Here is a 25,208-nt window from a genome sequence, read left to right on the forward strand (position 1 = left end):
CTCCGTATTTGCGTTGTTTTGATTTCTGCGCGTCGGCGACACACCGGCGTACTCCCCGCTCGTTTTCGGGGGCGGGGCATGATCGTTAGAGAGCCCGGCGGGGGGGGGGGGGGTGGGGGCCCCCCGTTGTGGCTGGCCCCCCCCCCCCGCCTCCACCACCGTGCTGGACACGGTGATCGTCACCGGCACCCGCGCCGCCGACCGCACCGTGGCCGAGTCGCAGTCGCCGATCGACATCCTCACCCCGGAAGCGCTGCAGGCCACCGGCACCACCGAGCTGGCCACCGCCCTGGCCCGCGCCCTGCCCTCGCTCAACTTCCCGCGCCCGGCCATCACCGACGGCACCAGCGGCGTGCGCCCGGCGCAGCTGCGCGGCCTGTCCCCGGACCAGGTGCTGATCCTGGTCAACGGCAAGCGCCGGCACATCTCGGCCCTGGTCAACGTCAACGGCAGCATCGGCCGCGGCTCCTCGGCAGTGGACCTCAACGCGATCCCGGTCTCGGCGATCGAGCGGGTGGAAGTGCTGCGCGACGGCGCCTCGGCCCAGTACGGCTCGGACGCCATCGCCGGCGTGGTCAACATCGTGCTCAAGGGCGCCGGCGAAGGCGGCAGCCTGGTCGCCGACCTGGGCCAGTACTCGGCCGGCGACGGCAAGCAGTACCAGCTCTCCGGCGACACCGGGGTGTCCTTCGGCGACGGCCGCGGCAGCGTGCACGTGGCCGGCCAGCTGACCCACCAGGACGAGACCAACCGCGCCGGCCCCTACCAGGGCAGCGCGCCGAACACCGGCAACAACCCGGCCGTGGGCGAGGTGGCCTACACCTACGGCGACCCGATCGTCGACGCCCAGGCGGTCTCGCTCAACGCCGGCTTCGACTTCAGCGAGAACGTGAGCGCCTACGCCACCGCCATCGCCAGCAACCGCGACATCACCTCGTTCGCGTTCTACCGCTCGATCGGCCACAACGCGCTGGTGCCGCAGGTCTACCCGGGCGGCTACGTGCCGGAGATCAACCAGCTCTCGCAGGACCGATCGCTGGTGGCCGGCCTCAAGGGCGGTAACGACCAGGGCTGGAACTGGGACATCAGCTACAACTACGGCTACAACCACCTGGCGTTCTACACCCAGAACTCGATCAACTACAGCCTGGGCGCAGGCAGCCCGTCGCGCTTCTACGACGGCGCGCTGGAGTACACCCAGAATGTGCTCAACGCCGACTTCAGCAAGACCCTGGACATCGGCCTGGCCTACCCGGCCACCTTCTCCTTCGGCGCCGAGTACCGCGAGGAGAAGTGGAACCAGTCGCCGGGCAACCCGGACTCCTACCAGAACGGCGGCGCCCAGGGCTTCGGCGGCTTCACCCCGACCAACGCGGTCCACGCCAGCCGCGACAACTGGGCCGCCTACGCCGGCCTGGAAGCGGACCTGACCGACAGGTTCTCCGCCGGCATCGCCGGCCGCTACGAGGACTACTCGGACTTCGGCAGCGAGTTCTCCGGCAAGCTGTCGGCGCGCTACGCCTTCAGCGACGCGGTCGCCCTGCGCGCCACCGTGGCCAGCGGCTTCCGCGCCCCTGCGCTGGCCCAGCAGTACTACCAGGTGGTCACCACCCAGTACAACGCCAGCCTCGACCGCTTCCTGGACTCGGGCACCTTCCCGGCCAACGGCGCGGTGGCGCAGGCGCTGGGCGCAGACCCGCTGACCGCCGAGACCTCGCTGTCCTACGGCCTGGGCCTGGTGCTGCAGCCGACCGAGAACCTGTACATCACCGTCGACGGCTACCAGATCGACATCGACGACCGCATCGTCCTGTCCTCCAACCTGGCACTGAACAACAACGCCGCCGCCCAGGCCCTGCTGGCCAGCCTCGGCGTCACCGGGGTCAACAGCGCGCGCTACTTCACCAACGCCGCCGACACCCGCACCCGTGGCGTGGACGTGATCGGCAGCTACCGGATCCCGCTGGACAGCGGCGCGCTGAACCTCACCGCCGGCTACAACTACAACAAGACCGAAATCCAGCGCATCGCCGCCAACCCGCCGGAGCTGACCGCCCTGGGCGCCAACCTGTGGCGCATCGGCCGCGACGAGCAGGGCCGGATCGAGGAAGGCTACCCGCACGACAAGACCACCCTCAACGCCACCTGGAACCTGTCGTCCTGGGACCTGAGCCTGGGCGCGACCCGCTACGGCGAGTTCACCACCCGGGTCAGCGAGACCGGCAATCCGGCCAACGACCAGACCTACGGCGCGCAGTGGATCGTCGACGCCTCGGCCAGCTTCCGCCCGGACGGGAACTGGACCCTGACCCTGGGCGCGGACAACCTGCTGGACGAGTACCCGGACCGCACCCTGCTGGTGAACTCCAACGCCGGCCAGTTCCCGTACAGCAGCCAGTCGCCGGCCGGCTTCAACGGCGCCTACGTGTACGGGCGCATCGCCTACCGCTGGTAAGCGCGGACCGGACGCGCAGCCACGACGGCGCCCCGCTTCGGCGGGGCGTCGCCGTTCGCGGCCCCGCCATCCCGGCGCTGCCCGGGACCACGCCATGCCACGCACGCGGCGTTTGCCGCCGCCCCGACCGATCGGCGAAACTCGGACTCCAAGCGGTCCTCGCGCAGCGCCCCCTCCCCATGCACCACGACACCAGCCTGATCGACATCGTCGCAGTCGGCCTGGCCCTGGCCTTCGTGCTGGGCGCCATCGCCAACAAGCTGCGGCTGTCGCCGCTGGTGGGCTACCTGCTGGCCGGGATCTGCGTCGGCCCCTTCACCCCCGGCTTCGTCGCCGACCAGGAGATCGCCAACCAGCTGGCCGAGATCGGGGTGATGCTGCTGATGTTCGGGGTCGGCCTGCACTTCTCGATGGACGACCTGCTGGAGGTGAAATGGATCGCCATCCCCGGCGCGGTCGCCCAGATCACCGCGGCCACCCTGCTGGGCTGGGGCGTGGCCTCGCTGATGGGCTGGCCGGCCCTGCACGGGGTGATCTTCGGCTTCTCCCTGGCTACCGCCTCGACCGTGGTCCTGTTGCGGGCGATGGAGGAGCGGCGCCTGCTGGAGACCTTGCGCGGCAAGATCGCGGTGGGCTGGCTGATCGTGGAGGACATGGCCTGCGTCCTGGCGCTGGTGATGATGCCGGTGATCGCCGGGCTGTTCGGCCCGGAGGCGGCGGGCGAGTCGCACACGCTCGGCAGCGTGCTGGCCAGCATCGGCTGGACCATCGTCCAGCTGGGCCTGTTCGTGGCGGTGATGCTGCTGGTCGGGCGGCGGGTGATCCCGTGGGTGCTGGAGAAGATCGCCGGCACCGGCTCGCGCGAGCTGTTCACCCTGTCGGTGCTGGCCATCGCCCTGGGCGTGGCGTTCGGCGCGGCCGCGCTGTTCGGGGTGTCCTTCGCCCTGGGCGCGTTCTTCGCCGGGATGATGCTCAACGAGTCCGAGCTCAGCCACAAGGCGGCCAACGACTCACTGCCCCTGCGCGACGCGTTCGCGGTGCTGTTCTTCGTCTCGGTCGGCATGCTGTTCGACCCGGCGATCCTGGTCGAGCATCCGTGGCAGGTGCTGGCGACCGCGGCGATCATCATGTTCGGCAAGTCGGCGGCGGCGTTCTTCATCGTCCGCGCCTTCGGCCATCCGAAGATGACCGCGCTGACCATTTCCGCCTCGCTGGCCCAGATCGGCGAGTTCGCCTTCATCATCGCCGGCCTGGGCGTGGCGCTGCGGATCCTGCCGCCCGCGGGCCAGGCGCTGGTCCTGGCCGGGGCGCTGATCTCGATCATGCTCAACCCGATGATCTTCATGCTGCTGGACCGCTGGGAGGCGCGCCACCGCGAGGACGCGCCGGTGCAGCCGGAGCCCGAGCAGCCGGTCGGCCCGCCGCTGCGCCCGGGCAACCACGCCATCGTGATCGGCTACGGCCGGGTCGGCCGCGAGCTGGCCCAGGTGCTGCGCGACCGCGGCGTGCCGGTGGTGATCGTCGACGACAACGCCCTGCACGTGGACCGCGCCCATGCCGACGGCATCCCCGGCATCCGCGGCCACGCGGCCTCGGACCGGGTGCTGGCCGAGACCCATCCGGAGTCGGCGGCCATCGCCATCCTGGCGATCCCGCAGCCGCTGGAGGCCGGCGAGGCTATCGCCAAGCTGCGGGTGCTCAATCCCGCGCTGCCGGTGCTGGCGCGCGCGCACAGCGACGCCGAGGTCAAGCACCTGCTCGCCCACGGCGCCGACGGCGCGGTGATGGCCGAGCGCGAGCTGGCCTATTCGCTGGCGGAAATGGTCATGTCCACCCCGACCTTCCGCTATGCCGGTCGCGAGGTGGCGGTGCCGCCGGTGTAGGCGCGCAGTCTCAAGCAAGAGCGCTGGCTTCGGGCTGGGCCGCCGTGCCTTGGGTCTGCGGTGCACCGCTCGGGCGGGCGTCCTGCCCGCAACTCGCGGCCGTGGCACGTCCCTGTGCCACTTGCCCCGCGGACCCAAGGCACGACGGCCTCTGCGGGCGTGACGGTCACCGCTTCTGGCGCTCCGCTCTTCCGGCTTTGGCTTGGCTTTTTGTAGGAGCCGGTCTTGCCGGCGACCGCCATGGCGGATGCGTTTGCGTGAAATCGGATGCCAGTGATCCATCCGCCTCCACGGTCGCCGGCAAGACCGGCTCCTACAGGAGGGGCACAGCAAAGCGGAGAAGCAAGGCGCTGGGTCCCGGCCTCCGCCGGGACGACGGCTGGTAGAAGTCCTGAACTTCCAGCGCGCAGAAGACGTGGCGGACCGGTTGTGTCGGGGCAGCGGCCAGGGATGGCCGCGGGAGCGAGTGCGCACACGGATGTGCGCCCGAGCGGCCACGACACAACCGGTTCGCCGCGGCTCAGCCCGAAGCCAGCCAACTCAATGCCGTTGCCTTTGCGGTTGCGGTTGACGCACCGTTGCCGGCGCTCTTCCACGGACGGATGTCCGGTCTCCCGGCTCCAGCCTTCACGGCGCCGTGCGTGGCCTCCGGCTTGACTGGCCGGCATGGACCTCAAGAGCGGATATCCCTTCTGGGCGATCAGGAACGGGCTGGCGCGGCCGCAGCCGGCGCTGGCGGCCGACCTGGACTGCGACGTGGCGGTGATCGGCGGCGGCATCACCGGCGCCCTGATCGCCGACGAACTGGCCGCCCACGGCCACGCCGTCGCCGTGCTGGAGAAGCGCGACATCGGCTGGGGCAGCACCAGCGCCAGCACCGCCCTGCTCCAGTACGAGATCGACACCCACCTGGTCGATCTGGCGAAGAAGTACGGCGAAGCCGACGCCGCCCTCGCCTACCGCGCCTGCGTGGAGGCGATCCCCTGGCTGCGCGAACGCGCCGCCGGCCTGCCCCAGGTCGCCTTCTCGCCCTGCCGCAGCCTGTACTACGCCAGCCGCCGCCGGCACGTGCGCGCCATGCGCGAGGAGTTCGAGGCCCGCCGCCGGCACGGCATCGAGGTCGAATGGTGGGAGCCGCAGGCCATCCGCGAGGCCTACGGCTTCGACGCCCCGGCTGCGATCCTCAGCCGCCAAGCCGCGCAGATGGATCCCTACCGCATGGCCCAGGCCCTGCTTGCGCGCCTGGTCCGCGCCGGCGCCGCCGTCCACGACCACGAGGAGGTCGTGGACCTGCAGGCCGGCAGCCGCGGCCTGCGCCTGCGCACCGCCTCCGGCTTCCAGGTCCGCGCCGGGCACGTGGTCGTCGCCGCCGGCTACGAGAGCCAGCGCTGGCTGCGCCGGCCGGTGGCGCGCAACCGCAGCAGCTACGCAGTGGTCAGCGATCCCCTGCCGCGCGATGCGCTGGGCGCTCTGCGCGAGAGCCTGGTCTGGGAAACCGCGCGTCCCTACCTCTACCTGCGCACCACCCCGGACCACCGCCTGCTGGTCGGCGGCGAAGACGACGCGGTGGACGTGCCGGCCAAACGCGACGCCAGGGTGATGGCCAAGGCCGGCAAGCTGCTCAAGCGCGCCCGCGCATTGTTCCCCCACCTGCCCTTGCAACCGGCCTTCGCCTGGGCCGGCACCTTCGCCGAGACCAAGGACGGACTGCCCTGGTTCGGCGCGCACCCGCAGTGGGGGCCGCGGGTGCTGTTCGCCATGGCCTACGGCGGCAACGGCATCACCTACTCGGCGATCGGCGCCGGGCTGCTGCGGGCGACGATCGAACGCAGGCGGCATCCCTTGCGGCGGCTGTTCTCGTTCGAGCGCGGGTAAGCGCTCGACGCGCTCAGGCCGCGGCCAGGGCCTGTTCCAGGTCGGCCAGCAGGTCGTCCACGTGCTCGATGCCGATGCACAGGCGCACGGTGTCCTCGCTCACCCCCGCCTTCTCCAGTTCCTCCGGCGAGAGCTGGCGATGGGTAGTCGAGGCCGGATGGGTGGCCAGTGACTTGGCGTCGCCGATGTTCACCAGGCGGGTGAACAGCTGCAAAGCGTCGAGGAAGCGCGCGCCGGCATCGCGCCCGCCCGGCAGGCCGAAGGTGAACAGCCCCGAGGCCGCTCCGCCGCGCAGGTACTTGCGCGCCAGCGCGTGCTCGGGATGGTTCTCCAGGCCGGCGTAGTTCACCCAGGCCACCTTCGGGTGCTTCTGCAGGTAGCGGGCGATGGCCAGGGTGTTCTCGCTGATCCGGTCCATGCGCAGCGCCAGGGTCTCGATCCCCTGCAGGATCAGGAAGGCGTTGAACGGCGACAGCGCCGCGCCGGTGTTGCGCAGCGGCACCACCCGGGCGCGGCCGATGAAGGCGGCCGGCCCCAGCGCCTCGGTGTAGACCACGCCGTGGTAGCTCACGTCCGGCTCGTTGAGCCGCGGGAAGCGCGCCTTGTGCTCGGCCCAGGGGAAGCGCCCGGAATCGACGATCGCCCCGCCGATGCTGTTGCCGTGCCCGCCCAGGTACTTGGTCAGCGAGTGCACGACGATGTCGGCGCCGAAGTCGATCGGCCGCGAAAGGTAGGGCGAGGGCACGGTGTTGTCCACGATCAGCGGCACGCCGTGGGCGTGCGCGACCCTGGCGACCGCCTCGATGTCGGTGATGTTGCCGCGCGGGTTGCCGATGGACTCGACGAACACCGCCTTGGTGCGGTCGTCGATCAGCCGGGCGAAGGCCTCCGGGTCGCGGTAGTCGGCCAGCCGCGCCTGGATCCCGAACTGCGGCAGGGTGTGGGCGAACAGGTTGTAGGTGCCACCGTACAGCGCGCTGGAGGAGACGATGTTGTCGCCGGCCTCGGCGATGGTCTGGATCGCATAGGTGATCGCCGCCTGCCCGGAGGCCAGCGCCAGCGCGGCGATGCCGCCCTCCAGCGCCGCGACGCGCTTTTCCAGCACGTCGGTTGTCGGGTTCATGATCCGGGTGTAGATGTTCCCCGGCACCTTCAGGTCGAACAGGTCGGCGCCGTGCTGGGTGCTGTCGAAGGCGTAGGCCACGGTCTGGTAGATCGGCACCGCCACCGCGCGGGTGGTCGGGTCGGGACTGTAGCCGCCGTGGACGGCGATGGTTTCGGGCTTCCAGTTCGGTTCGCTCATGGCGCTGCGCTCGGTTGGGATGCGAGCGCGCACCATAGCCCGGCGGCGGGCGCCGGGCATGCATCGTTCCAGCTGTTACCGCCAAGGCGTGGGCATGTGCTCATGGCGCGGCGGCATGACCGCGCGCCATGGACGCCGCCTCTCAGCCGCGCACGAACGCCAGCTGCCCGCCCTCGGCGTCGACCCTGACCGTGTCGCCCTGACCGAACTCGCCGGCCAGGATCCTCTGCGCCAGCGGGTTCTCGATCTGGGCCTGGATCGCGCGCTTGAGCGGGCGCGCGCCGTAGACCGGGTCGAAGCCCACGTTCCCGAGCAGCTCGAAGGCCTTGTCCGACAGCTCCAGCTTCAGCCCGCGCTCGCCCAGGCGCTTCTCCAGCCCGCGCAGCTGGATCCGCGCGATCTGCCTGATCTGCTGCTTGTCCAGCGGGTGGAACACGACGATGTCGTCCAGGCGGTTGATGAACTCCGGGCGGAAGTGGGCCTGGACCACACCCATCACCGCGGCCTTCATCTGGGTGTAGGCCTCGGCGCTACCGTCGCCGGACAGCTCCTGGATCTGGTGCGAGCCCAGGTTGGAGGTCATCACGATCACGGTGTTGCGGAAGTCCACGGTGCGGCCCTGGCCGTCGGTCAGGCGGCCGTCGTCCAGCACCTGCAGCAGGATGTTGAACACGTCCGGATGGGCCTTCTCGACCTCGTCCAGCAGGATCAGCGAGTACGGCCGGCGGCGCACCGCCTCGGTCAGGTAGCCGCCTTCCTCGTAGCCGACGTAGCCGGGAGGCGCGCCGATCAGGCGGGCCACGGAGTGCTTCTCCATGAACTCGCTCATGTCGATCCGCACCATCGCGTCGGCGCTGTCGAACAGGAACTCGGCCAGCGACTTGCACAGCTCGGTCTTGCCCACGCCGGTGGGGCCGAGGAACAGGAACGAGCCGATCGGCCGGTTCGGGTCGGACAGGCCGGCGCGCGAGCGCCGCACCGCGTCGGACACCACCCGGATCGCCTCCTCCTGGCCGACCACGCGCCGGCCCAGGTCCGCTTCCATCCGCAAAAGCTTCTCGCGCTCGCCTTCCAGCATCCGGTTGACCGGGATGCCGGTCCAGCGCGAGACCACCTCGGCGATCTCCTCGTCGGTGACCCGGTCCTGGACCAGTTTGAATTCCTTCTGCTCGGCCTCGCTAGCGGCGGCCAGCTGCTTCTCCAGCTGCGGGATGCGCCCGTACTGGATCTCGCTCATCCTCGCATAGTCCTGCGCGCGCTGGGCCGCCTCCAGCTCGATCCTGGCCTGCTCGATCTGCTCCTTGACCTTGGTCGCGCCCTGCAGTGCGGCCTTCTCCGATTTCCAGACCTCGTCCAGGTCGGAGAACTCGCGGTCCAGCCGCTCGATCTCGGCCTCAAGGTCGGCCAGGCGCTGGCGCGAGGCCTCGTCCTTCTCCTTCTTCAGCATCTCGCGCTGGATCTTGAGCTGGATCAGGCGGCGCTCCAGCCGGTCCAGTTCCTCCGGCTTGGAGTCGATCTCCATGCGTATGCGCGAGGCGGCCTCGTCCATCAGGTCGATGGCCTTGTCCGGCAGCTGGCGGTCGGTGATGTAGCGGTTGGACAGGGTGGCGGCGGCGACGATCGCCGGGTCGGTGATCTCCACGCCGTGGTGCACTGCGTAGCGTTCCTTCAGCCCGCGCAGGATGGCGATGGTGTCCTCGACCGAGGGCTCGCCCACGAACACCTTCTGGAAGCGGCGCTCCAGCGCGGCGTCCTTCTCGATGTACTGGCGGTACTCGTCCAGGGTGGTAGCCCCTATACAGTGCAGCTCGCCGCGGGCCAGCGCCGGCTTGAGCATGTTGCCCGCGTCCATCGCGCCGTCGGCCTTGCCTGCGCCGACCATGGTGTGCAGCTCGTCGATGAACAGGATGATCTGGCCCTCGTTCTTGGCCAGGTCGTTGAGCACGCCCTTGAGCCGCTCCTCGAACTCGCCGCGGAACTTGGCGCCGGCGATCAGCGCGCCCATGTCCAGCGACAGCACGCGCTTGCCGCGCAGGCCCTCGGGGACCTCGCCGTTGACGATGCGCTGGGCCAGGCCCTCGACAATGGCGGTCTTGCCCACGCCCGGCTCGCCGATCAGCACCGGGTTGTTCTTGGTCCGCCGCTGCAGCACCTGGATCGTGCGCCGGATCTCCTCGTCGCGGCCGATCACCGGGTCGAGCTTGCCCGACTCGGCGCGCGCGGTGAGGTCGATGGTGAACTTCTCCAGCGCCTGGCGCTGGTCCTCGGCATTCTCGGACTGCACGGTCTCGCCTCCACGGATCTTCGTGATCGCTTCCTGCAATTTCGCCTTGTTCGCGCCGGCGGCCTTGAGCGCCTGGCCGACCGCGCCGCCGTCCTCCAGCGCGGCCAGCACGAACCACTCGCTGGCGATGAACTGGTCGCCGTTCTGCTGGGCCAGCTTGTCGGTGAGGTTGAGCAGGCGGGTGAGGTCGTTGCCGACCGACAGGTTGCCGGCCTGGCCGGAGACTTTCGGCAGCTTCTCCAGGGCCTCGCCCAGGCGCTCGCGCAGCAGGGGCACGTTGACCCCGGCCTGGGCCAGCAGCGGCCGGGTACTGCCGCCGGACTGGTCGAGCAAGGCGGTGAGCACGTGCACCGGCTCGAGCAGGTTGTGGTCGCGGCCCACGGCCAGCGACTGCGCGTCCGCCAGCGCCTGCTGGAAACGCGAGGTGAGCTTGTCCATCCGCATCGGGAGTCCCTCGAAGGAGTGGCCGGCGGTGCCGGCGATGCTACCCAGATGAGGTTGCGGCGGGGGGTTTCAAGGGGAGGTGAGATGGGGAAGCCCGGCTCCTACAATGCCAGCATGGCCGATCCCCGCCCCTGGTTCCTGTACCTGCTGCTGTGCCGCAACGGCAGCCTGTACGCCGGAATCAGCAACGACGTCGAGGCCCGCTACCGCGCCCACGCCGCCGGCAGGGGCGCGCGCTACACCCGGGCCAACCCGCCCCTGCGGCTGCTCGGCACCCGCGCCTATCCCGACCGCGCCGCGGCCTCGCGGGCCGAATGGGCGCTCAAGCGGATGCCGCGCGGGCGCAAGCTGGCGTTCCTGCTCGGCGGGGAAGCCGCGGACGCGGACGGGGTCCCCGGGGCATGACCGCCGCTTGCGTGCCGCTGCGCGTCCTGGTCCTGGGCGGATACGGGCACTTCGGTGGCCGGATCGCGCGCACGCTGGCGGCCGATCCGCGCTTCGAGGTGGTCGTCGCCGGCCGCGACGCAGGCCGCGCCCAGGCCTTCGTCGACGCCAGCGGCGCCCCGGGCCGCAACATGCGCGCGGCCGCGGTGGACGCTTCGACGCCGGACCTGGAGGCGCGGCTGATCGCGCTCGCCCCGGCGCTGGTGATCCATACCGCAGGTCCGTTCCAGGAGCGCGACTACGCCGTCGCCCGAGCCACGCTGGCGGCCGGCGCCCACTACGTCGACCTGGCCGACGCGCGCGGCTACGTCGCCGGCTTCCACCGCCTGGACGCCGCCGCCCGCGCCGCGGGCCGGCTGGCGGTGGCCGGCGCCAGCAGCGTGCCGGGGCTGAGTGCGGCGGTGGTGGAGGCCTACCGCGACCGCTTCGCCACGCTGGAGTCGGTGTCCAGCGGCATCAGCCCCGGCAACCGCACCCCGCGCGGGCTGGCGACCACCGAGGCGATCCTGGGCTACGTCGGCCGCCCTCTGCCGGTGCTGGCCGGCGGCGTGCGGCGTACCGCGTTCGGCTGGCAGTCGCTGCGGCGCGAGCATTACCCGGACGTCGGCAGCCGCTGGCTGGCGCGCTGCGACGTGCCGGACCTGGACGTGCTGCCCGCGCGCTACCCGCAGCTGCGCGGCTGCGACTTCCGCGCCGGGCTGGAACTGCGGCGCATGCACCTGGGGCTGTGGCTGGCCAGCTGGGCGGTGCGCGCGCGCCTGCTGCGCAGCCTGCGGCCTTGGGCGAGGCCTCTGCTGCGCCTGAGCGAGCGCTGGCTCGATGCCGGCTCGGACGTCGGGGTGATGCACGTGGACCTGGCCGGCACCGGCCTCGACGGGCGTCCGCTGGCGCTGCGCTGGACCCTGGTCGCGCGCGACGGCGACGGGCCGCAGATCCCGTGCACGGCCGCGGTGGTGCTGGCCCGCAGGCTGGCCGAAGGCCGCCTGCCGGCGGCCGGGGCGACGGCCTGTCTGGACCTGTTCACCCTGGACGAGTACCTGGACGCCTTGCGTGGCTTCGCGGTGGAGACCCGCCTGCAGGTGATCTGATCCGGATCACTCGACGAAGCGGTGGCGCTGGGCCGGATCGGGCACGCGGCAGGCGTCGCGGCGCCCGAACCAGCGGTAGCGGCGGCGCGCCAGCGCGCGGTAGAGAACGTCGCGCAGGCGCCGCGGCAACAGCCGTGCCAGTACCGCAGCGCGCCACGGTCCGCCGAGCCCAGCCAGGACCCGGACGATGGCGTCGCTGTCGGTGTGCGCGCCGGCCTCGTCCAGCAGCAGGAACGAGGCCGGATCGTCCGGATCCAGCCCGTGCCGCGCCAGCAGCGCGCGCCCGGCCGGCGACTGCATCGCGGCGAAGCGGTAGCGCCCGCGTGCGTCGCGGGCCAACAGGAAATCGACCCAGCCGTTGCACAGCGCGCACACGCCGTCGAACACGACGATCCCGCCCGGTGCCGGCGCCTCAGGGCGATCGGCCATCGGCCGGCTCCAGCCATCCTTCATAGCGGATCAGCGGCCCAGCCAGCGGCAGCGCCGCCTCCACCCGGAACTCGTAGCGTCCTTCGTGCTCGCGCTCGCGGCATTGCACCCGGGCGAACAGCCGCGCCGGCAGCGGCACGATCCCGAGCAGGCGCGCGCCGACGGCGTTCCAGTAGATCGCGCCGCCGGCGGTGTGCAGGGCGAAGCGGAACTGGATCGGCCCCAGCCGCTCCACCAGCAGGCCCTTGCGGCAGCGCAGGCGCGAGGCCATGCGGTGGCCGCCGAAGTCGCGGCGCCAGGTCTCGCCCCTGGCGTCGGCCTGGAATTCCACCCGCAGCGGCGCGTCGCGCATCGCCGGCGGCAGCCCGGCCAGCCAGCCGCACAGGCGCGCCAGCGGGTTGCGGCCGCGCTCGATCTCCACCCGCCCGGCGTACTCGCCGCGGCCGCGGAGCGAATGCAGCAGACGCAGGCTGTCGGGCAGGTTGAAGAACGGCGCGCGCAGCACCTGCTGGAACACGGTCGGCTCGATGGCGCTGGACGGCGATGCGGCGGGCCGCTGGCTGGGGCGAGGCATGCGGGAACGGAGGACGGGATGCTGGCGCGCAGGATACCGCCTGCCCCGGCGGGAACGGCCGCCGGCGGTGGATGCCGCCGGCCGGACCGCCGCGCCGCGCCGCCTTGGCCCCGCCTCAGCCCGCCTCAGCCCGCCTTCGCCGGTTTCTGCAAAGACAGCAGCCCCAGCAGGGCCGCCAGCACCGCGTAGGCCGCGGCGAACTGCCAGGCGATGGTCGCGCGCAGTCCCTCCAGGTTCCACGGCAGGTAGATGCCGCCGCGCGGATCGACCGAATGCACGATCCCGAACAGGGTCAGCGCCGCGGCCAGCAGCAGCACCGCCGCCGCCCGGCGCGGCCTCTGCTCGACGATCGCCACCAGCGCGGTGCTCCACAGCATCGCGGTGATGATGAAGCCGTTGCCCAGGGTCACGATCGTGGCCAGGTCCGGCAGACCGTGGGCGTCGATCCCGGCGTACAGCGCGGCGAACGCGTCCGGCGCGATCCAGGCCGGGTTGCCGAGCTTGATCCCCAGCAGGTAGGCGATCGCCGGCAGGAACGCCAGCGCCACCGCCGGCGCATGCCGGCGCGGACTCTCGTGGAAGGCCTGCACGGTGATGTCGAGGCCGACGTAGACGATGATCGGCGCCAGCGCCGCCACCGGCAGCCACTGCACCAGGGTGGCGACGTAGCCGAGGATCCCGCCCAGGCCGATGAACAGCCCGGTCAGCAGGGTGTAGCCGTGGCGCGCGCCCATGTGCTTGTAGGCCGGCTGGCCGATGTAGGGCGTGGTCTGGGCCACGCCGCCGCACAGCCCCGCCACCAGGGTGGAGAAGGCCTCGGCCAGCAGCACGTCGCGGGTGCGGTAGTCGTCGCCGGCCGCGCGCGCGCTCTCGGCCACGTTGATCCCGCCGACCACCATCAGCAGTCCGAACGGCAGCAGCAGCGGCAGGTAGGGCACGGTATCGGCCAGGCCGTCGACGAAGCCCAGGCTGGGCCAGGGCAGGACGAAGCTCAGCGGCTGCGCCTGCGGCAGGGCGAAGCCCGGCAGGCCCAGCCCGGCCAGGCCCAGACCGTAGTAGAGGACGGTGCCGAGCACGAACGCGGCGAACACCCCCGGCACGCCCCACGGCAGCCGGCCCCGGCCCAGCAGCACGTACAGCAAAAGGCCCAGGCTGGCCAGGCCGACCACCGGGTTGCGCAGGGTCTCCACCAGCGGCAGGAAGCCCAGCAGGGCCAGCGCCGCGCCGCCGATCGAGCCGAGCAGGGCCGCGCGCGGCAGCACCCGGGTGATCCAGTCGCCGGCGAAGGACAGGGCCAGCTTGAGCACGCCCATCACCACCAGCGAGGCCATGCCCAGCTGCCAGGTGGCCTGGGCCGCGGCCGCCTCGTCCAGGCCCTGCTGGCGGAAGCCCACATAGGCCGGCCCCAGCACCAGCAGGGCCATGCCGATGCTGGTCGGCGCGTCCAGGCCCAGCGGCATCGCGGTGACGTCGGCGCGGCCTTCGCGCGCGGCCAGCCGCCGCGCCATCGCGGTGTAGACCAGGTTGCCGACCAGCACGCCCAGGGCGGTGCCGGGGAACATCCTCTGGAACACCACCTCGGCCGGGAAGCCGAAGATGCCGACCAGCGCGGCGGCGATGAAGCCCAGGATCGACAGGTTGTCGACCACCAGGCCGAAGAAGCCGTTGAGGTCGCCGGCGACGAACCAGGGCAGGCGGCGGGAAGCGGAAGCGTGCGGCATCGTGGTTCCGTGGTGGGAGACGGCCGGGGCGGATGCCCCGGCCACAGGCTCAGAACGCGTACCTGAACTCCACGCCCCAGGTCCGCGGCTCGTTGATGAAGCCGGTCAGGTTGTTGAAGTCGATCCCGCCCACGATCCGGGTCTGGTCGGTGATGTTGCGGCCGAACACCGCCAGGTCGTAGTCGCCGCCGCCCCAGCCGTAGCCCACCCGCAGGCCGCCCTCCAGCGAGGAACGGCCGCGGAACTCCGGCGACTCGTACAGGAAGAAGTTGACCGCGCTGCGGTAGGCCCAGTCGGTGTAGGCGTAGAACTCGCCCTCGCCCACCGGCACGCCGTAGCGCAGGGTCAGGTTGTGGATCCACTCCGGCGCCTGCGGCAGGGAATTGCCGTCGATCAGGGCGTAGGTGCCCCCGGCGATGGTCGTGGTCGGGTCGGTGATGGTGCAGCCGCCGCCGCAGATGGCCACGGCCAGGTTCGGGTCGTCGATCTGCGTGTCGTTGTAGCTGCTGCCCCAGGTCAGCAGCAGGCCTTCGGCCAGCCACGCCTCCAGGTCCAGCTCCGCGCCCTGGCCCAGGGTCTTGTCGGCGTTGAGCAGGGTGGCGATGTTGGCGCCGCCGCCGACCGCGATCAGCTGCTGGTCGCTGACCTCGTAGCGGAACAGGTTGAAGCCCAGCCGCGCGCGGCGGTCCCACAGGTCGGCCTTGATCCCGGCCTCGTAGGAGATCACCTTCTCCGAGTCGGCGGTGGACACGCCGCCGTTGGGCGCGGCGGCCGAGGCGAACAGCAGCCGGCCCTGGATCGACGGCGCGCGGAAGCCCTTGGCCACGCGCGCGTACAGGTTCACCGCATCGCTGACGGTGTAGACCGCGCTGGCGTCCCAGCTGACGTCGTCCACGTCGGTGGCCACGGTGTACGGGCCGCCCACCGGGGCGCCGAACGGCGCCGCCTCCAGCACCCGCGCCGAGAAGTCCTTCTCGTCCTGGGTGTAGCGTACGCCGGCGCGCAGCCTCAGCCGCTCGCTGGCGGCGAACTCGCCGGAAGCGAACACGGCCCAGGCGGTGTTCTCCTGCTCCTGCACCGCGTGGCCGGCCAGCGGATTGCCCGGCGCCAGCGAGTCGTAGTTGAAGCTGTCGATGGTCAGGTCCTCGCGGTACCAGAACAGGCCGGCCTGCCAGTCGAAGCGGCCGCCGTAGTCCGACTCCAGGCGCAGTTCCTGGCTGACCTGCTTGTGGTCGGGGATGCCGTCGGCCGACTCGGAGGCGAACGGGATCAGCCCCGGGCCAGAGTCGGGCAGGAACACCGCGCCGTAGCCGCCGTCGATGTCACCGCGGTTGAGCGACTCCAGGGTCTCGTAGCCGGTGATCGAGTGCAGGCTCAGGTCGCCGAAGTCCCAGCGCAGGCGCGCGCTGCCGCCCCAGGCCTCCAGGTCGGAGAAGTTGATCCCGTCGACCGCCACCTTGTCCCTGTCGAAGCCGGCGACGAAGCGGTTGCTGCCCGGCTCGATGATGTTGGCCCGGAACAGCCGCGCGGTGCCGTTGAGGTCGCGCCGGTGCAGGTTGAACAGGGCCTCGAAGCCCTCGCCCTCGTACAGCAGCTGCAGCCGCGCGGCCGATTCGTCGTAGCCCTCGAAGCCGTCGTTGGCGCCGGCGGCGTAGGTGTTGTCCACCCAGTCGTCGCGGCGCTGGTACAGCGCCGACACCCGCCCCGACCAGTTGCCGCCCAGGGCGCCGCCGACCGCGCCCTCGAAGTTGAACATCGCGTCGCTGCCGTAGGCGACCTGGGCGTAGCCGCTGGTCTCCTGCGCCGGGCGCACCGAATCGAACTTGACCACGCCGGCCGGGGTGTTGCGCCCGAACAGGGTGCCCTGCGGGCCGCGCAGGACCTCGACCTGGGCGATGTCGAACACCGGGAAGCCCTTGAGCAGGGGGTTCTCCTGGACCACGTCGTCGTACACCAGCGACACCGGCTGGGAGGCGTTGAGGTCGAAGTCGGTGTTGCCCAGGCCGCGGATGTAGAAGCGCGGGAAGGCGCGGCCGTAGGAGGACTCGATGTTCAGGCTGGGCACCCGCGCCGACAGGAAGCGGATGTCAGTGCCGCCGGAGCCGAGCACGTCCAGCTTCTCGGCGTCGATGCTGGTGATCGACACCGGCACCTCGCGGATGTTCTCGACCTTGCGCTGGGCGGTGACCTGGACCGCGTCCAGGGTGGTGGCGCTGTCCTGGGCGGCGGCCAGCGCCGGCGAAAGGGCCAGGATGGTGGCGGCGGCCAGCGCGTGCGGGCGCGGCGTACGGCGGGAGGGCGTGGTCATGGCGGGTCCTCGGGGGTGGGAATGGACGCGGGAACAGCGGCCGCGGCGGCAGGCGCGCCGCCCGGCCTCAGAACGATACTTCCACCGGCTGCCGCGACCACAGCACCGACTGGTGCCCGGTGGCCTCCTTCCAGGCCAGGCGGATGGCCTCGATGTCGGCGCGGCGCTCCGGGGTGTCCTCGTGCAGGATCACCAGCACCTTGGTCCGCAGCCGGTTCGGCTCCGGCGCGCCGCGGAACAGCCACTGGCCGTAGGCGTCGAACACGGTCAGGCCGTCGGGGAAGCGCGGGGTGACCTCGGTGTCGAGGAAGGCGCGCCAGCGCTCCTCGCCGATGGCGTCGGTCTGGCTGCGCTCGGACGGCCCGTCCTCGCGGCCGACGCCGAAGTACAGCTCGCTGCGGACCCAGCCCTGGGCCTGCGCCGGGCGGGCCGCATCGCCCTGCAGGCTGGCGCTGGCGGCCGGGCCCGCCGGCGCCGGGACGGAGGCGCAGCCGGCCAGCAAGGCGGCGGACAGCAGCAGGACGGGAAGGCGCAGGCGCATGGGGCGGTTCCTGTGAAAGGCCGGCAGGGTGTGCGCGGCGGCGCGGGCCGGCAAACAACGCCGCGGCATAAGGTCATGCCGCGGCGTGACTTCGCCGGGCCGGCACCGGCGGCGATCATATCGCTTCATCCGGATGGATGTATCCCCACAGCCTGGAACACCCGATGTCCCGCCCGCACCCGATCCCGTCCGCGCTCGCCCTGGCCTTGGCCGCCGTCCTGCCGGCCCTCGCCGCGCCCGCCGCCGCGCAGTCCACCACCACCCTCGACCAGGTAATCGTCACCGGCACCCGCGCCGCCGACCGCACCGTGCTCGAATCCACCTCGCCGGTGGACGTGCTCACCGCCGAGGACATCCGCCGCGCCGGCGTGGTCAACGGCGAGCTGGGCAGCGCCCTGCAGGCTTTGCTGCCTTCGATCAACTTCCCGCGCCAGTCCAACTCCGGCGGCGCCGACCACGTCCGCGCCGCGCAGCTGCGCGGGCTCTCGCCCGACCAGGTGCTGGTCCTGGTCAACGGCAAGCGCCGGCACACCAGCGCCCTGGTCAGCACCGGCAGCAAGATCGGCCGCGGCACCACCCCGGTGGACTACAACGCCATCCCGGTCAGCGCGATCAAGCGGATCGAGGTGCTGCGCGACGGCGCCGGCGCCCAGTACGGCTCGGACGCGGTGGCCGGCGTGGTCAACGTGATCCTCGACGACGGCGCCGACGGCGGCGCGCTGGAGGCGAGCTACGGCCTGCACCACACCGACGTGGAACCGATCGGCCGCACCCTCAGCGACGGCCAGACGAGCTTCCTGTCCGGCAAGGTAGGCACCGCGCTCGGCGCCGACGGCTTCCTGCGCGTGGGCCTGGAACTGAAGAACCGCGAGGCGACCAACCGCGCCGGCTACGACCAGGTGCCGCCCTGGGACCAGACCGACGCCAACCTGGCCGTGCAGGGCCGCCGCAACTACCACCTCGGCGACGGCGACTCCAAGGACCTCAACGCCTGGTTCAACACCGAGATCGCGCTCGGCGCCGACGCCACCCTGTACGGCTTCGGCACCTTCAACCAGCGCGACACCGAGGGCGCCAACTACTACCGCTACCCCGAGGGCGACGCCAACTGGCCGCAGGTCTATCCGGACGGCTACCGGCCGGTATCGGTCGGCGAGAACCGTGATGTCGGCGTGGTCGCCGGCGTGCGCGGGCGCTGGGGCGCCTGGGACTACGACGCCAGCCTCAACCATGGCCGCAACGACTTCACCTACCGCCTGCGCGACTCGCTCAACGCCTCGCTCGGCCCCTCCAGCCCGACCCGCTTCCGCACCGGCGACTACGCCTTCGAACAGACCCTGGCCAACCTGGACCTGAGCCGCGGCTTCGAGTCCGGCGACGCCTTCCACAGCCTGGCGGTGGGCGCCGAGTTCCGCGCCGAGCACTACGAAACCGGCGCGGGCGACCCGGCCAGCTATGCGATCGGTCCCTACACCGACCGCCCGGCCGGCTCCCAGGCCGGCGGCGGCCTGACCCCGCAGGACGAGGCCGACCTCGACCGCGACGTGGCCAGCGCCTACGCCACCGTGTCCTCGCGCTTCGGCGAGAAGTTCAGCACCGACCTGAGCGCGCGCTACGAGCGTTACCAGGACTTCGGCGGCCAGTTCACCGGCAAGCTGGCCGCGCGCTACGAGTTCGCCCCGGCCTTCGCCCTGCGCGGCGCGGTCTCCAGCAACTTCCGCGCACCGGCGCTGGCCCAGGTCGGCTACGAGTCGACCAGCACCGGCTACAACGCCGCCGGCCAGATCGTCGAGGGCCGGCTGCTGTCGGTGAACAATCCGATCGCGCGCGCGCTCGGCGCCACCGACCTGGACCCGGAGAAGTCCGTCAACCTCAGCCTGGGCTTCACCAGCCGGATCGGCGAGCGCTTCGACCTGTCCTTGGACCTGTTCCAGATCGAGATCGACGACCGCATCGCCCTGTCCGAGGCGATCACCGGCGACGCCCTCACCGACTTCGTCGAGGCCAACTTCGACGTGGCCCGGATCGAGAGCGCGCAATTCTTCGTCAACGCCGCCGACACCCGTACCCGCGGCGCCGAGCTGGTGGCCAACTGGCGCGACGAGCTGGCCGGTGGCCGCCTTTTGCTGACCGCCGCCTGGAGCTACGCCAAGACCGAGCTGGAGAACGTGGTCGCCACCCCGGCGCAGCTGGCCGCGCTGGACCCGGACTACATCGTGTTCGGGGTGGAGGAGAGCAACACTCTCACCGACGCTGCGCCGCGCACCCGCGCCCAGTTCAGCGCCGGCTGGGACAACGACCGCTGGAGCCTGCTGGCGCGGCTGCAGCGCCACGGCAGCGCCAAGCGGGTGTTCAACTTCGGCGGCGGCTACGAGCCTGAGCAGGTCTACGGCGCCGAGTGGCAGCTGGACGCAGAGGCCGAATACCGGATCAGCGAGCGCTGGAGCGTGGCCATCGGCGGCCAGAACCTGACGGACGAGTACCCGGACCTGTCGAACGAGGACATCTACTACTTCGGCAACCTGCCCTACGACGTGCTCTCCCCGGTCGGCAGCAACGGCGCCTACTGGTACGGGCGGGTGCGCTATACGTTCTGAGCCTGGGTTCGTTAGCGTCTGGCGAATGGCGGACCAAGTGGCACAGGGATGTGCCACGGCCCCGAGTAAAGACAGGATGTCGTCCCGAGGGGTGGGCCATCCCCCATGTGACGGCGGACTCCTTCCGAAGCCGGCGCAACCCGATGCTCCTGCCGTTGCCAAGACAGCATTCCGGCGCGTGACCTGAACATCACGCCGTCATCGTGCACAATGGGGCCATGGCCGACGCGACCCCACACCGCCCGGCGCCGCCACTGCTCGACGCCTCCTGTGCGTTGTTCCTGGACGTGGACGGCACCCTCATCGACTTCGATCCCGACCCGGCGAGCGTGCGCCTGCTGCCGCAGGTGCGCGAGGCCATCGGCCGCATCGGCGACCGCCTCGGCGGCGCGGTGGCGCTGGTGAGCGGCCGCCCACTGGCGCAGCTGGACGCGCTGTTCGCACCGCTGCGGCTGCCCGCCGCCGGCCTGCACGGCCACCAGTTCCGCGCCACCGCCGAAGCGGAAGCGGAGATCCCCGCCGACACCTCCGCCTTCCTGCACGAGCTGCACGGCCGCGCCGCGCACCTGGCGGCGGCCCATCCCGGCGTGCTGGTGGAGGACAAGGGCGTGAGCCTGGCGCTGCACTGGCGCCAGGCGCCGGAGCACGCCACGACCGTGCACGGCTTCGCCCGCGAGGCGATCGCCGGGCTGCCCGGCTACCGCCTGCAGCCGGGCGACCACGTGGTCGAGTTCGTCCCCGCCGGCGCCGACAAGGGCCGGGCCCTGGAACGGATGATGGCGCGCGCGCCGTTCGCCGGGCGGGTGCCGGTGTTCGTCGGCGACGACCTCACCGACGAATTCGGCTTCGCCGCCGCCAACTGCGGCGGCGGCTGGAGCGTGCGCGTGGGCACGCGCGAACCGAGCCACGCCAGCCACGCGCTGGCCGACACGCGCGCCGTGCACGCCTGGCTCATCGCCAATGCGGCACAAGGGGAGGCCACCGACACGCGGTAGCGCCATGGCGTCGCCGCGCCCGCATCCGACGGGACGAGCAAGGGGACAAGGAATGGATCTGGACGTACGACAATCGAACCTGCATCTGGGCGTGATCGGCAACGGCAGCTTCGGCGCCCTGGTCGACGAGCGCGGGCGCGTGGTCTGGGGCTGCCTGCCGGCCTTCGACGGCGACCCGGCGTTCTGCGACCTGCTCTCGCCGCGCGGGCACGCCGGCGGCGACTTCGGCATCGAGCTGGAGGACTTCGCCCGCGCCGAGCAGGCCTACGTGCCCAACACCGCGGTGCTGCGCACCGTGCTCCACGACGCCCACGGCGGCTCGCTGGAGATCCTGGACTTCGCCCCGCGCTGGAAGCAGAACGACCGGGTCTACCGCCCGGTCTCGATCGTGCGCCGGATCACCCCGCTGGCCGGCAGCCCGCGGATCCGGGTGCGGCTGCGGCCGCTGGCCGACTGGGGCGCGCGGGTGCCCGAGCACACCTGGGGCAGCAACCACATGCGCTGGCTGCTGCCGCAGTTCACCCTGCGCCTGACCACCGACGTGCCGGTGCGCTTCGTCCGCGACGGCCTGCCGTTCGTGCTCGGCCATCGCATGCACCTGGTGCTCGGCCCGGACGAGCCGCTGGCCCGCTCGATCACCGGCTACGTCGAGGAAGCGCTGACCCGCACCCTCGACTACTGGCGCGAGTGGGTGCGCTACCTGTCGATCCCGCTGGAATGGCAGGAGGCGGTGATCCGCAGCGCGATCACCCTGAAGCTGTGCCAGTACGAGGACAGCGGCGCGATCATCGCGGCCATGACCACCTCGCTGCCGGAGGCGCCGGGCAGCTCGCGCAACTGGGACTACCGCTACTGCTGGCTGCGCGACGCCGCGTTCGTGGTGCGCGCGCTCAACCGCCTGGGCGCCACCCGCAGCATGGAGGAGTTCCTGCGCTACATCTTCAACATCGCCACCCACGACGGCAGCCTGCAGCCCCTGTACGGGATCGGCTTCGAGGAAAAGCTCGAGGAGCACGAGGTCGAGTCGCTGGCCGGCTACCGCGGCATGGGCCCGGTGCGGCGCGGCAACCTGGCCTGGGTGCAGAAGCAGCACGACGTCTACGGCAGCGTGGTCCTGGCCTCGACCCAGCTGTTCTTCGACCAGCGCCTGGTCGATCCCGGCAACGCCGACACCTTCGCCCGGCTCGAGCCGCTGGGCGAGCGCGCCTTCGCCCTGTACGACGTGCCCGATGCCGGGTTGTGGGAGTTCCGCGGCCGCGCTGAGGTCCACACCTACACCGCGGCGATGTGCTGGGCCGCCTGCGACCGCCTGGCCAAGATCGCCCTGCGCCTGGGCCGCGACGACCGCGCCGGCTACTGGCGCCAGCGCGCCGACACCATCCGCGACGCGACCCTGGAGCGGGCCTGGCGTGAGGAGGCCGGCCACTTCAGCGCCTCGTTCCAGAGCGACTACCTGGACGCCTCCCTGCTGCTGCTGGCCGACATCGGCTTCGTCGCCGACGACGATCCGCGCTACGTGGCCACGGTCGAGGCGATCGGGCGCGAACTGCGCCACGGCGACGGCGTGTTCCGCTACCTCGCCCCGGACGACTTCGGCACCCCGGAGACCAGCTTCACCATCTGCACCTTCTGGTACATCGACGCGCTGGCGGCGATCGGACGGATGGACGAGGCACGCGAACTGTTCGAGCGGGTGCTGGCCCGGCGCAACCGCCTGGGCCTGCTGTCGGAGGACATGGCCTTCGAGGACGGCGAGGGCTGGGGCAACTTCCCGCAGACTTACTCGCACGTGGGTCTGATCATCGCGGCCATGCGCCTGTCGCGTTCCTGGCAGGAGGCCTCGTGAGCCGGCTCGTCGTCGTTTCCAACCGGGTCGCCATCCCCGGCGAGAACCGCGCCGGCGGATTGGCCGTGGCCTTGCAGGGCGCGCTGTCCGAACGCGGCGGAGTCTGGTTCGGCTGGAGCGGCAAGAGCGTGCGCGGGCCCAGCGGCGAGATCCACGAGCAGCGCGAGGGTGACATCCGCTACGTCACCGTCGACCTGAGCCGCACCGACCTGGACGCCTACTACAACGGCTTCTCCAACCGCACCCTGTGGCCCTTGCTGCACTTCCGCCTGGACCTGGTCGACTACGACCGCGCCACCCGCGAGGGCTACCGCCGGGTCAACGCCCTGTTCGCCGACAAGCTCGCGCCCCTGTTGCGCGAGGACGACACGGTCTGGGTCCAGGACTACCACCTGATCCCGCTGGCGGCTTTGCTGCGCGAGCGCGGGGTGGGCTGCAGGATCGGCTTCTTCCTGCACGTGCCGGTGCCTTCGGCCGACCTGCTGATGGCCATGCCCGACCACCAGCGCCTGCTGTCGACCCTGTATTCCTACGACCTGATCGGCTTCCAGACCCGGCGCGACAACGACCGCTTCCAGTCCTACGTGCGCCTGTACGGCGGCGGCAGGATCGTCGGCGAGAACCTGCTGGAGGCCCCGGGCGGGCGCCGCTTCCGCACCGGCGCGTTCCCGATCAGCATCGACACCGCGCACGTCGCCCGCCAGGCCGCCGCGGCCATGTCCAAGCCTGCCGTGCGCGACCTGCACACCAGCCTGGAGCGGCGGATGCTGGCGATCGGCGTGGACCGGCTCGACTACTCCAAGGGCCTGCCCGAGCGCTTCCATGGCTTCGAGCGCTACCTGGAGCGGCATCCGGACCAGAAGGGCAGTCTCACCTACCTGCAGATCGCTCCGGTCTCGCGCGGCGAGGTGGGCGAGTACCAGAAGCTGCGCAACCAGCTCGAGCAGATCGCCGGCCACATCAACGGCGGCCACGCCGCCCCGGACTGGACGCCCCTGCGCTACGTCAACCGCAACTTCCCGCACGCCACCCTCACCGGCTTCTACCGCAGCGCGCGGGTGGGCCTGGTCACGCCCCTGCGCGACGGCATGAACCTGGTGGCCAAGGAATACGTGGCCTCGCAGAATCCGGACGACCCCGGCGTGCTGGTGCTGTCCCTGCTGGCGGGCGCGGCCCAGGAGATGGGTGAGGCCCTGCTGGTCAACCCGCATGACCTGGACGGCGTGGCCGACGCCATCGCCACCGCCGCGACCATGCCGCTGGCGCGGCGTCGCGAGCGCTGGCAGGCGATGATGCAGCACCTGCTCAGGCACGACATCCACGCCTGGCGCCGCGACTACCTGCAGGCGCTGGAAGCCACCTAATGACACTCGCTTCGGCCATGTCCACCCGGCGTGGACCAACCTGAGCGGCTCCACACCGACGGCGGGTCGGCTGACAGGTTCTGCTCAGGCAGGGTTCGCATCATGGCCCCCCGGGCGCGCATGCCCGGCGCGGCGGTGCCGCGTCGCGCCGATCATGCAATCGACCGCTGAGGCATGCGCGCCCACCTCCCCTCCCTCCGACAAGGATCGCCCATGCCTGTCCGCCACGCCGCCATCCCGCTCCTGCTCGCCTCCCTCGTTCCGTTCGCCGCCCAGGCCCAGGAGGCGGACGCCGCCACCGCCGGCAACTGGACCGGCAGCGGCGAACTCGGCCTGGCGCTGGCGCGCGGCAACTCGCGCTCGGAGAGCCTCAACACCCGGCTGCGCTTCAGCCGCGAGGACGAGCGCTGGAAGAACGCCTTCAGCGCCTCGGCCCTGCGCTCGCGCGCCGAGGTCCAGGGCGACTTCGACGACGACGGCATCGAGGAGGAGCGCTACGAGACCAGCGCCAACCGCTACGAGCTGGGCGGTTCGAGCGCCTACAAGTTCGACCCGCGCAACCACGTGTCCGGTTCGGGGCGCTACGAGAACGACGACTTCGCGCCCTACGACTACCAGGCCACCGTCGCCCTGGGCTACGGCCACCGCTTCCTCGACAGCGAGCGCACCAAGCTGGTGGGCGAGATCGGCCCCGGCTACCGGCGCGCGCGCGAAACCGAGACCGGCGAGGTGCAGAGCAGCGTGATCGGCCGCGGCCTGCTCGACTTCCGCCACCAGCTCACCGGCAACACCGAACTGTTCAACACCCTGCTGGTCGAGTCGGGCAAGGACAACACCTTCGCCCAGAACGACCTGGGCGTGGCAGTGGCGATGAACGCGCACTTCGCGCTCAAGGCGGGCTTGCAGGCGCGCCACAACAGCGAAGTGGAAAGCGCGGACATCAAGAAGACCGACACCCTGACCACGGTCAACCTGGTCTACAACTTCCGCTGACGGCACCGGCCGCAGCCGCGGTTCCGGTCCACAGAGGGCTGGCGCAGAGGCGCCGGATGCCCGT

The 25,208-nt window shown here is 71.5% G+C and carries 17 protein-coding genes; 10 read left to right on the forward strand and 7 right to left on the reverse strand.

The features are described from left to right. Window positions 1-112 precede the first annotated feature (112 nt). The 3 genes from CSC62_RS14890 to CSC62_RS14900 all read left to right on the forward strand — a co-directional run bounded on the left by CSC62_RS14890 (window position 113) and on the right by CSC62_RS14900 (window position 6,213). Complete coding sequence (locus CSC62_RS14890) at window positions 113-2,455, forward strand: TonB-dependent receptor plug domain-containing protein (protein WP_162407472.1); 2,343 nt, start codon at window positions 113-115, stop codon at window positions 2,453-2,455. A 179-nt stretch (window positions 2,456-2,634) separates the two neighbouring features. Continuing rightward, entirely contained in the window at window positions 2,635-4,338 is a 1,704-nt protein-coding gene (ybaL, locus tag CSC62_RS14895; RefSeq protein WP_162407473.1) for a YbaL family putative K(+) efflux transporter, read from the forward strand. A 666-nt stretch (window positions 4,339-5,004) separates the two neighbouring features. After that, the gene (locus tag CSC62_RS14900) at window positions 5,005-6,213 is read left to right on the forward strand and encodes an NAD(P)/FAD-dependent oxidoreductase (RefSeq protein ID WP_162407474.1); all 1,209 of its coding nucleotides are present in this window, start codon (window positions 5,005-5,007) and stop codon (window positions 6,211-6,213) included. A gap of 13 nt (window positions 6,214-6,226) precedes the next feature. Here the strand turns inward: CSC62_RS14900 and CSC62_RS14905 are convergent, their stop codons facing one another. Together CSC62_RS14905 and clpB are read right to left on the reverse strand one after the other, a co-directional pair. Next, window positions 6,227-7,516, reverse strand: a complete 1,290-nt coding sequence (locus tag CSC62_RS14905) for an O-acetylhomoserine aminocarboxypropyltransferase/cysteine synthase family protein (protein WP_162407475.1) — start codon at window positions 7,514-7,516, stop codon at window positions 6,227-6,229. A gap of 142 nt (window positions 7,517-7,658) precedes the next feature. Continuing rightward, on the reverse strand, window positions 7,659-10,244 hold the full coding sequence (clpB, locus tag CSC62_RS14910) for an ATP-dependent chaperone ClpB (RefSeq protein ID WP_162407476.1): 2,586 nt from the start codon (window positions 10,242-10,244) through the stop codon (window positions 7,659-7,661). 114 nt (window positions 10,245-10,358) lie between these two features. Here clpB and CSC62_RS14915 point away from each other — a divergent pair, with 114 nt between their 5' ends. After that, on the forward strand, window positions 10,359-10,649 hold the full coding sequence (locus CSC62_RS14915; protein ID WP_162407477.1) for a GIY-YIG nuclease family protein: 291 nt from the start codon (window positions 10,359-10,361) through the stop codon (window positions 10,647-10,649). Further along, window positions 10,646-11,776, forward strand: coding sequence for a saccharopine dehydrogenase family protein (locus CSC62_RS14920; protein ID WP_246194478.1), 1,131 nt, complete (start codon window positions 10,646-10,648; stop codon window positions 11,774-11,776). The genes CSC62_RS14915 and CSC62_RS14920 overlap by 4 nt, the downstream gene beginning before the upstream one ends. Before the next feature lie 6 nt (window positions 11,777-11,782). Here the strand turns inward: CSC62_RS14920 and CSC62_RS14925 are convergent, their stop codons facing one another. The 5 genes from CSC62_RS14925 to CSC62_RS14945 all read right to left on the reverse strand — a co-directional run bounded on the left by CSC62_RS14925 (window position 11,783) and on the right by CSC62_RS14945 (window position 17,349). Then, window positions 11,783-12,205, reverse strand: a complete 423-nt coding sequence (locus tag CSC62_RS14925; RefSeq protein WP_162407478.1) for a thiol-disulfide oxidoreductase DCC family protein — start codon at window positions 12,203-12,205, stop codon at window positions 11,783-11,785. Next, on the reverse strand, window positions 12,189-12,779 hold the full coding sequence (locus CSC62_RS14930; RefSeq protein WP_162407479.1) for a DUF4166 domain-containing protein: 591 nt from the start codon (window positions 12,777-12,779) through the stop codon (window positions 12,189-12,191). Before CSC62_RS14930 ends, CSC62_RS14925 begins: the two co-directional genes overlap by 17 nt. A gap of 125 nt (window positions 12,780-12,904) precedes the next feature. After that, window positions 12,905-14,500 (reverse strand): hypothetical protein, encoded by a 1,596-nt coding sequence (locus tag CSC62_RS14935; protein ID WP_162407480.1) that lies wholly within the window; start codon window positions 14,498-14,500, stop codon window positions 12,905-12,907. Window positions 14,501-14,549: 49 nt separating this feature from the next. Further along, window positions 14,550-16,808 (reverse strand): TonB-dependent receptor, encoded by a 2,259-nt coding sequence (locus CSC62_RS14940; protein ID WP_162407481.1) that lies wholly within the window; start codon window positions 16,806-16,808, stop codon window positions 14,550-14,552. A 67-nt stretch (window positions 16,809-16,875) separates the two neighbouring features. Next, entirely contained in the window at window positions 16,876-17,349 is a 474-nt protein-coding gene (locus CSC62_RS14945; RefSeq protein ID WP_162407482.1) for a DUF3574 domain-containing protein, read from the reverse strand. 164 nt (window positions 17,350-17,513) lie between these two features. On the opposite strand from CSC62_RS14945, the gene CSC62_RS14950 reads away from it, so the two are divergent. The 5 genes from CSC62_RS14950 (at window position 17,514) to CSC62_RS14970 (ending at window position 25,144) form a co-directional block, all read left to right on the forward strand. Continuing rightward, window positions 17,514-19,946, forward strand: a complete 2,433-nt coding sequence (locus CSC62_RS14950; RefSeq protein WP_162407483.1) for a TonB-dependent receptor plug domain-containing protein — start codon at window positions 17,514-17,516, stop codon at window positions 19,944-19,946. 218 nt (window positions 19,947-20,164) lie between these two features. Next, on the forward strand, window positions 20,165-20,941 hold the full coding sequence (otsB, locus tag CSC62_RS14955; protein WP_162407484.1) for a trehalose-phosphatase: 777 nt from the start codon (window positions 20,165-20,167) through the stop codon (window positions 20,939-20,941). Between the two features lie 52 nt (window positions 20,942-20,993). Then, window positions 20,994-22,787 carry a glycoside hydrolase family 15 protein gene (locus CSC62_RS14960; protein WP_162407485.1) on the forward strand — a complete coding sequence of 598 codons (1,794 nt, stop codon included), beginning with the start codon at window positions 20,994-20,996 and terminating at the stop codon, window positions 22,785-22,787. Continuing rightward, the gene (otsA, locus tag CSC62_RS14965) at window positions 22,784-24,151 is read left to right on the forward strand and encodes an alpha,alpha-trehalose-phosphate synthase (UDP-forming) (RefSeq protein WP_162407486.1); all 1,368 of its coding nucleotides are present in this window, start codon (window positions 22,784-22,786) and stop codon (window positions 24,149-24,151) included. The genes CSC62_RS14960 and otsA overlap by 4 nt, the downstream gene beginning before the upstream one ends. Window positions 24,152-24,364: 213 nt before the next feature. Next, entirely contained in the window at window positions 24,365-25,144 is a 780-nt protein-coding gene (locus tag CSC62_RS14970) for a DUF481 domain-containing protein (protein WP_162407487.1), read from the forward strand. Window positions 25,145-25,208: the final 64 nt, after the last annotated feature.

The organism is Pseudoxanthomonas jiangsuensis, from assembly GCF_010093185.1.
Lineage (GTDB): Bacteria > Pseudomonadota > Gammaproteobacteria > Xanthomonadales > Xanthomonadaceae > Pseudoxanthomonas > Pseudoxanthomonas jiangsuensis.

Coding starts and splice junctions, on each gene's coding strand:
- ybaL (WP_162407473.1), top strand. CDS start 2,635: ATGCACCACGACACCAGCCTGATCGACATCGTCGCAGTCGGCCTGGCC.
- CSC62_RS14900 (WP_162407474.1), top strand. CDS start 5,005: ATGGACCTCAAGAGCGGATATCCCTTCTGGGCGATCAGGAACGGGCTG.
- CSC62_RS14905 (WP_162407475.1), bottom strand. CDS start 7,516: ATGAGCGAACCGAACTGGAAGCCCGAAACCATCGCCGTCCACGGCGGC.
- clpB (WP_162407476.1), bottom strand. CDS start 10,244: ATGCGGATGGACAAGCTCACCTCGCGTTTCCAGCAGGCGCTGGCGGAC.
- CSC62_RS14915 (WP_162407477.1), top strand. CDS start 10,359: ATGGCCGATCCCCGCCCCTGGTTCCTGTACCTGCTGCTGTGCCGCAAC.
- CSC62_RS14920 (WP_246194478.1), top strand. CDS start 10,646: ATGACCGCCGCTTGCGTGCCGCTGCGCGTCCTGGTCCTGGGCGGATAC.
- CSC62_RS14925 (WP_162407478.1), bottom strand. CDS start 12,205: ATGGCCGATCGCCCTGAGGCGCCGGCACCGGGCGGGATCGTCGTGTTC.
- CSC62_RS14930 (WP_162407479.1), bottom strand. CDS start 12,779: ATGCCTCGCCCCAGCCAGCGGCCCGCCGCATCGCCGTCCAGCGCCATC.
- CSC62_RS14935 (WP_162407480.1), bottom strand. CDS start 14,500: ATGCCGCACGCTTCCGCTTCCCGCCGCCTGCCCTGGTTCGTCGCCGGC.
- CSC62_RS14940 (WP_162407481.1), bottom strand. CDS start 16,808: ATGACCACGCCCTCCCGCCGTACGCCGCGCCCGCACGCGCTGGCCGCC.
- CSC62_RS14945 (WP_162407482.1), bottom strand. CDS start 17,349: ATGCGCCTGCGCCTTCCCGTCCTGCTGCTGTCCGCCGCCTTGCTGGCC.
- CSC62_RS14950 (WP_162407483.1), top strand. CDS start 17,514: ATGTCCCGCCCGCACCCGATCCCGTCCGCGCTCGCCCTGGCCTTGGCC.
- otsB (WP_162407484.1), top strand. CDS start 20,165: ATGGCCGACGCGACCCCACACCGCCCGGCGCCGCCACTGCTCGACGCC.
- CSC62_RS14960 (WP_162407485.1), top strand. CDS start 20,994: ATGGATCTGGACGTACGACAATCGAACCTGCATCTGGGCGTGATCGGC.
- CSC62_RS14970 (WP_162407487.1), top strand. CDS start 24,365: ATGCCTGTCCGCCACGCCGCCATCCCGCTCCTGCTCGCCTCCCTCGTT.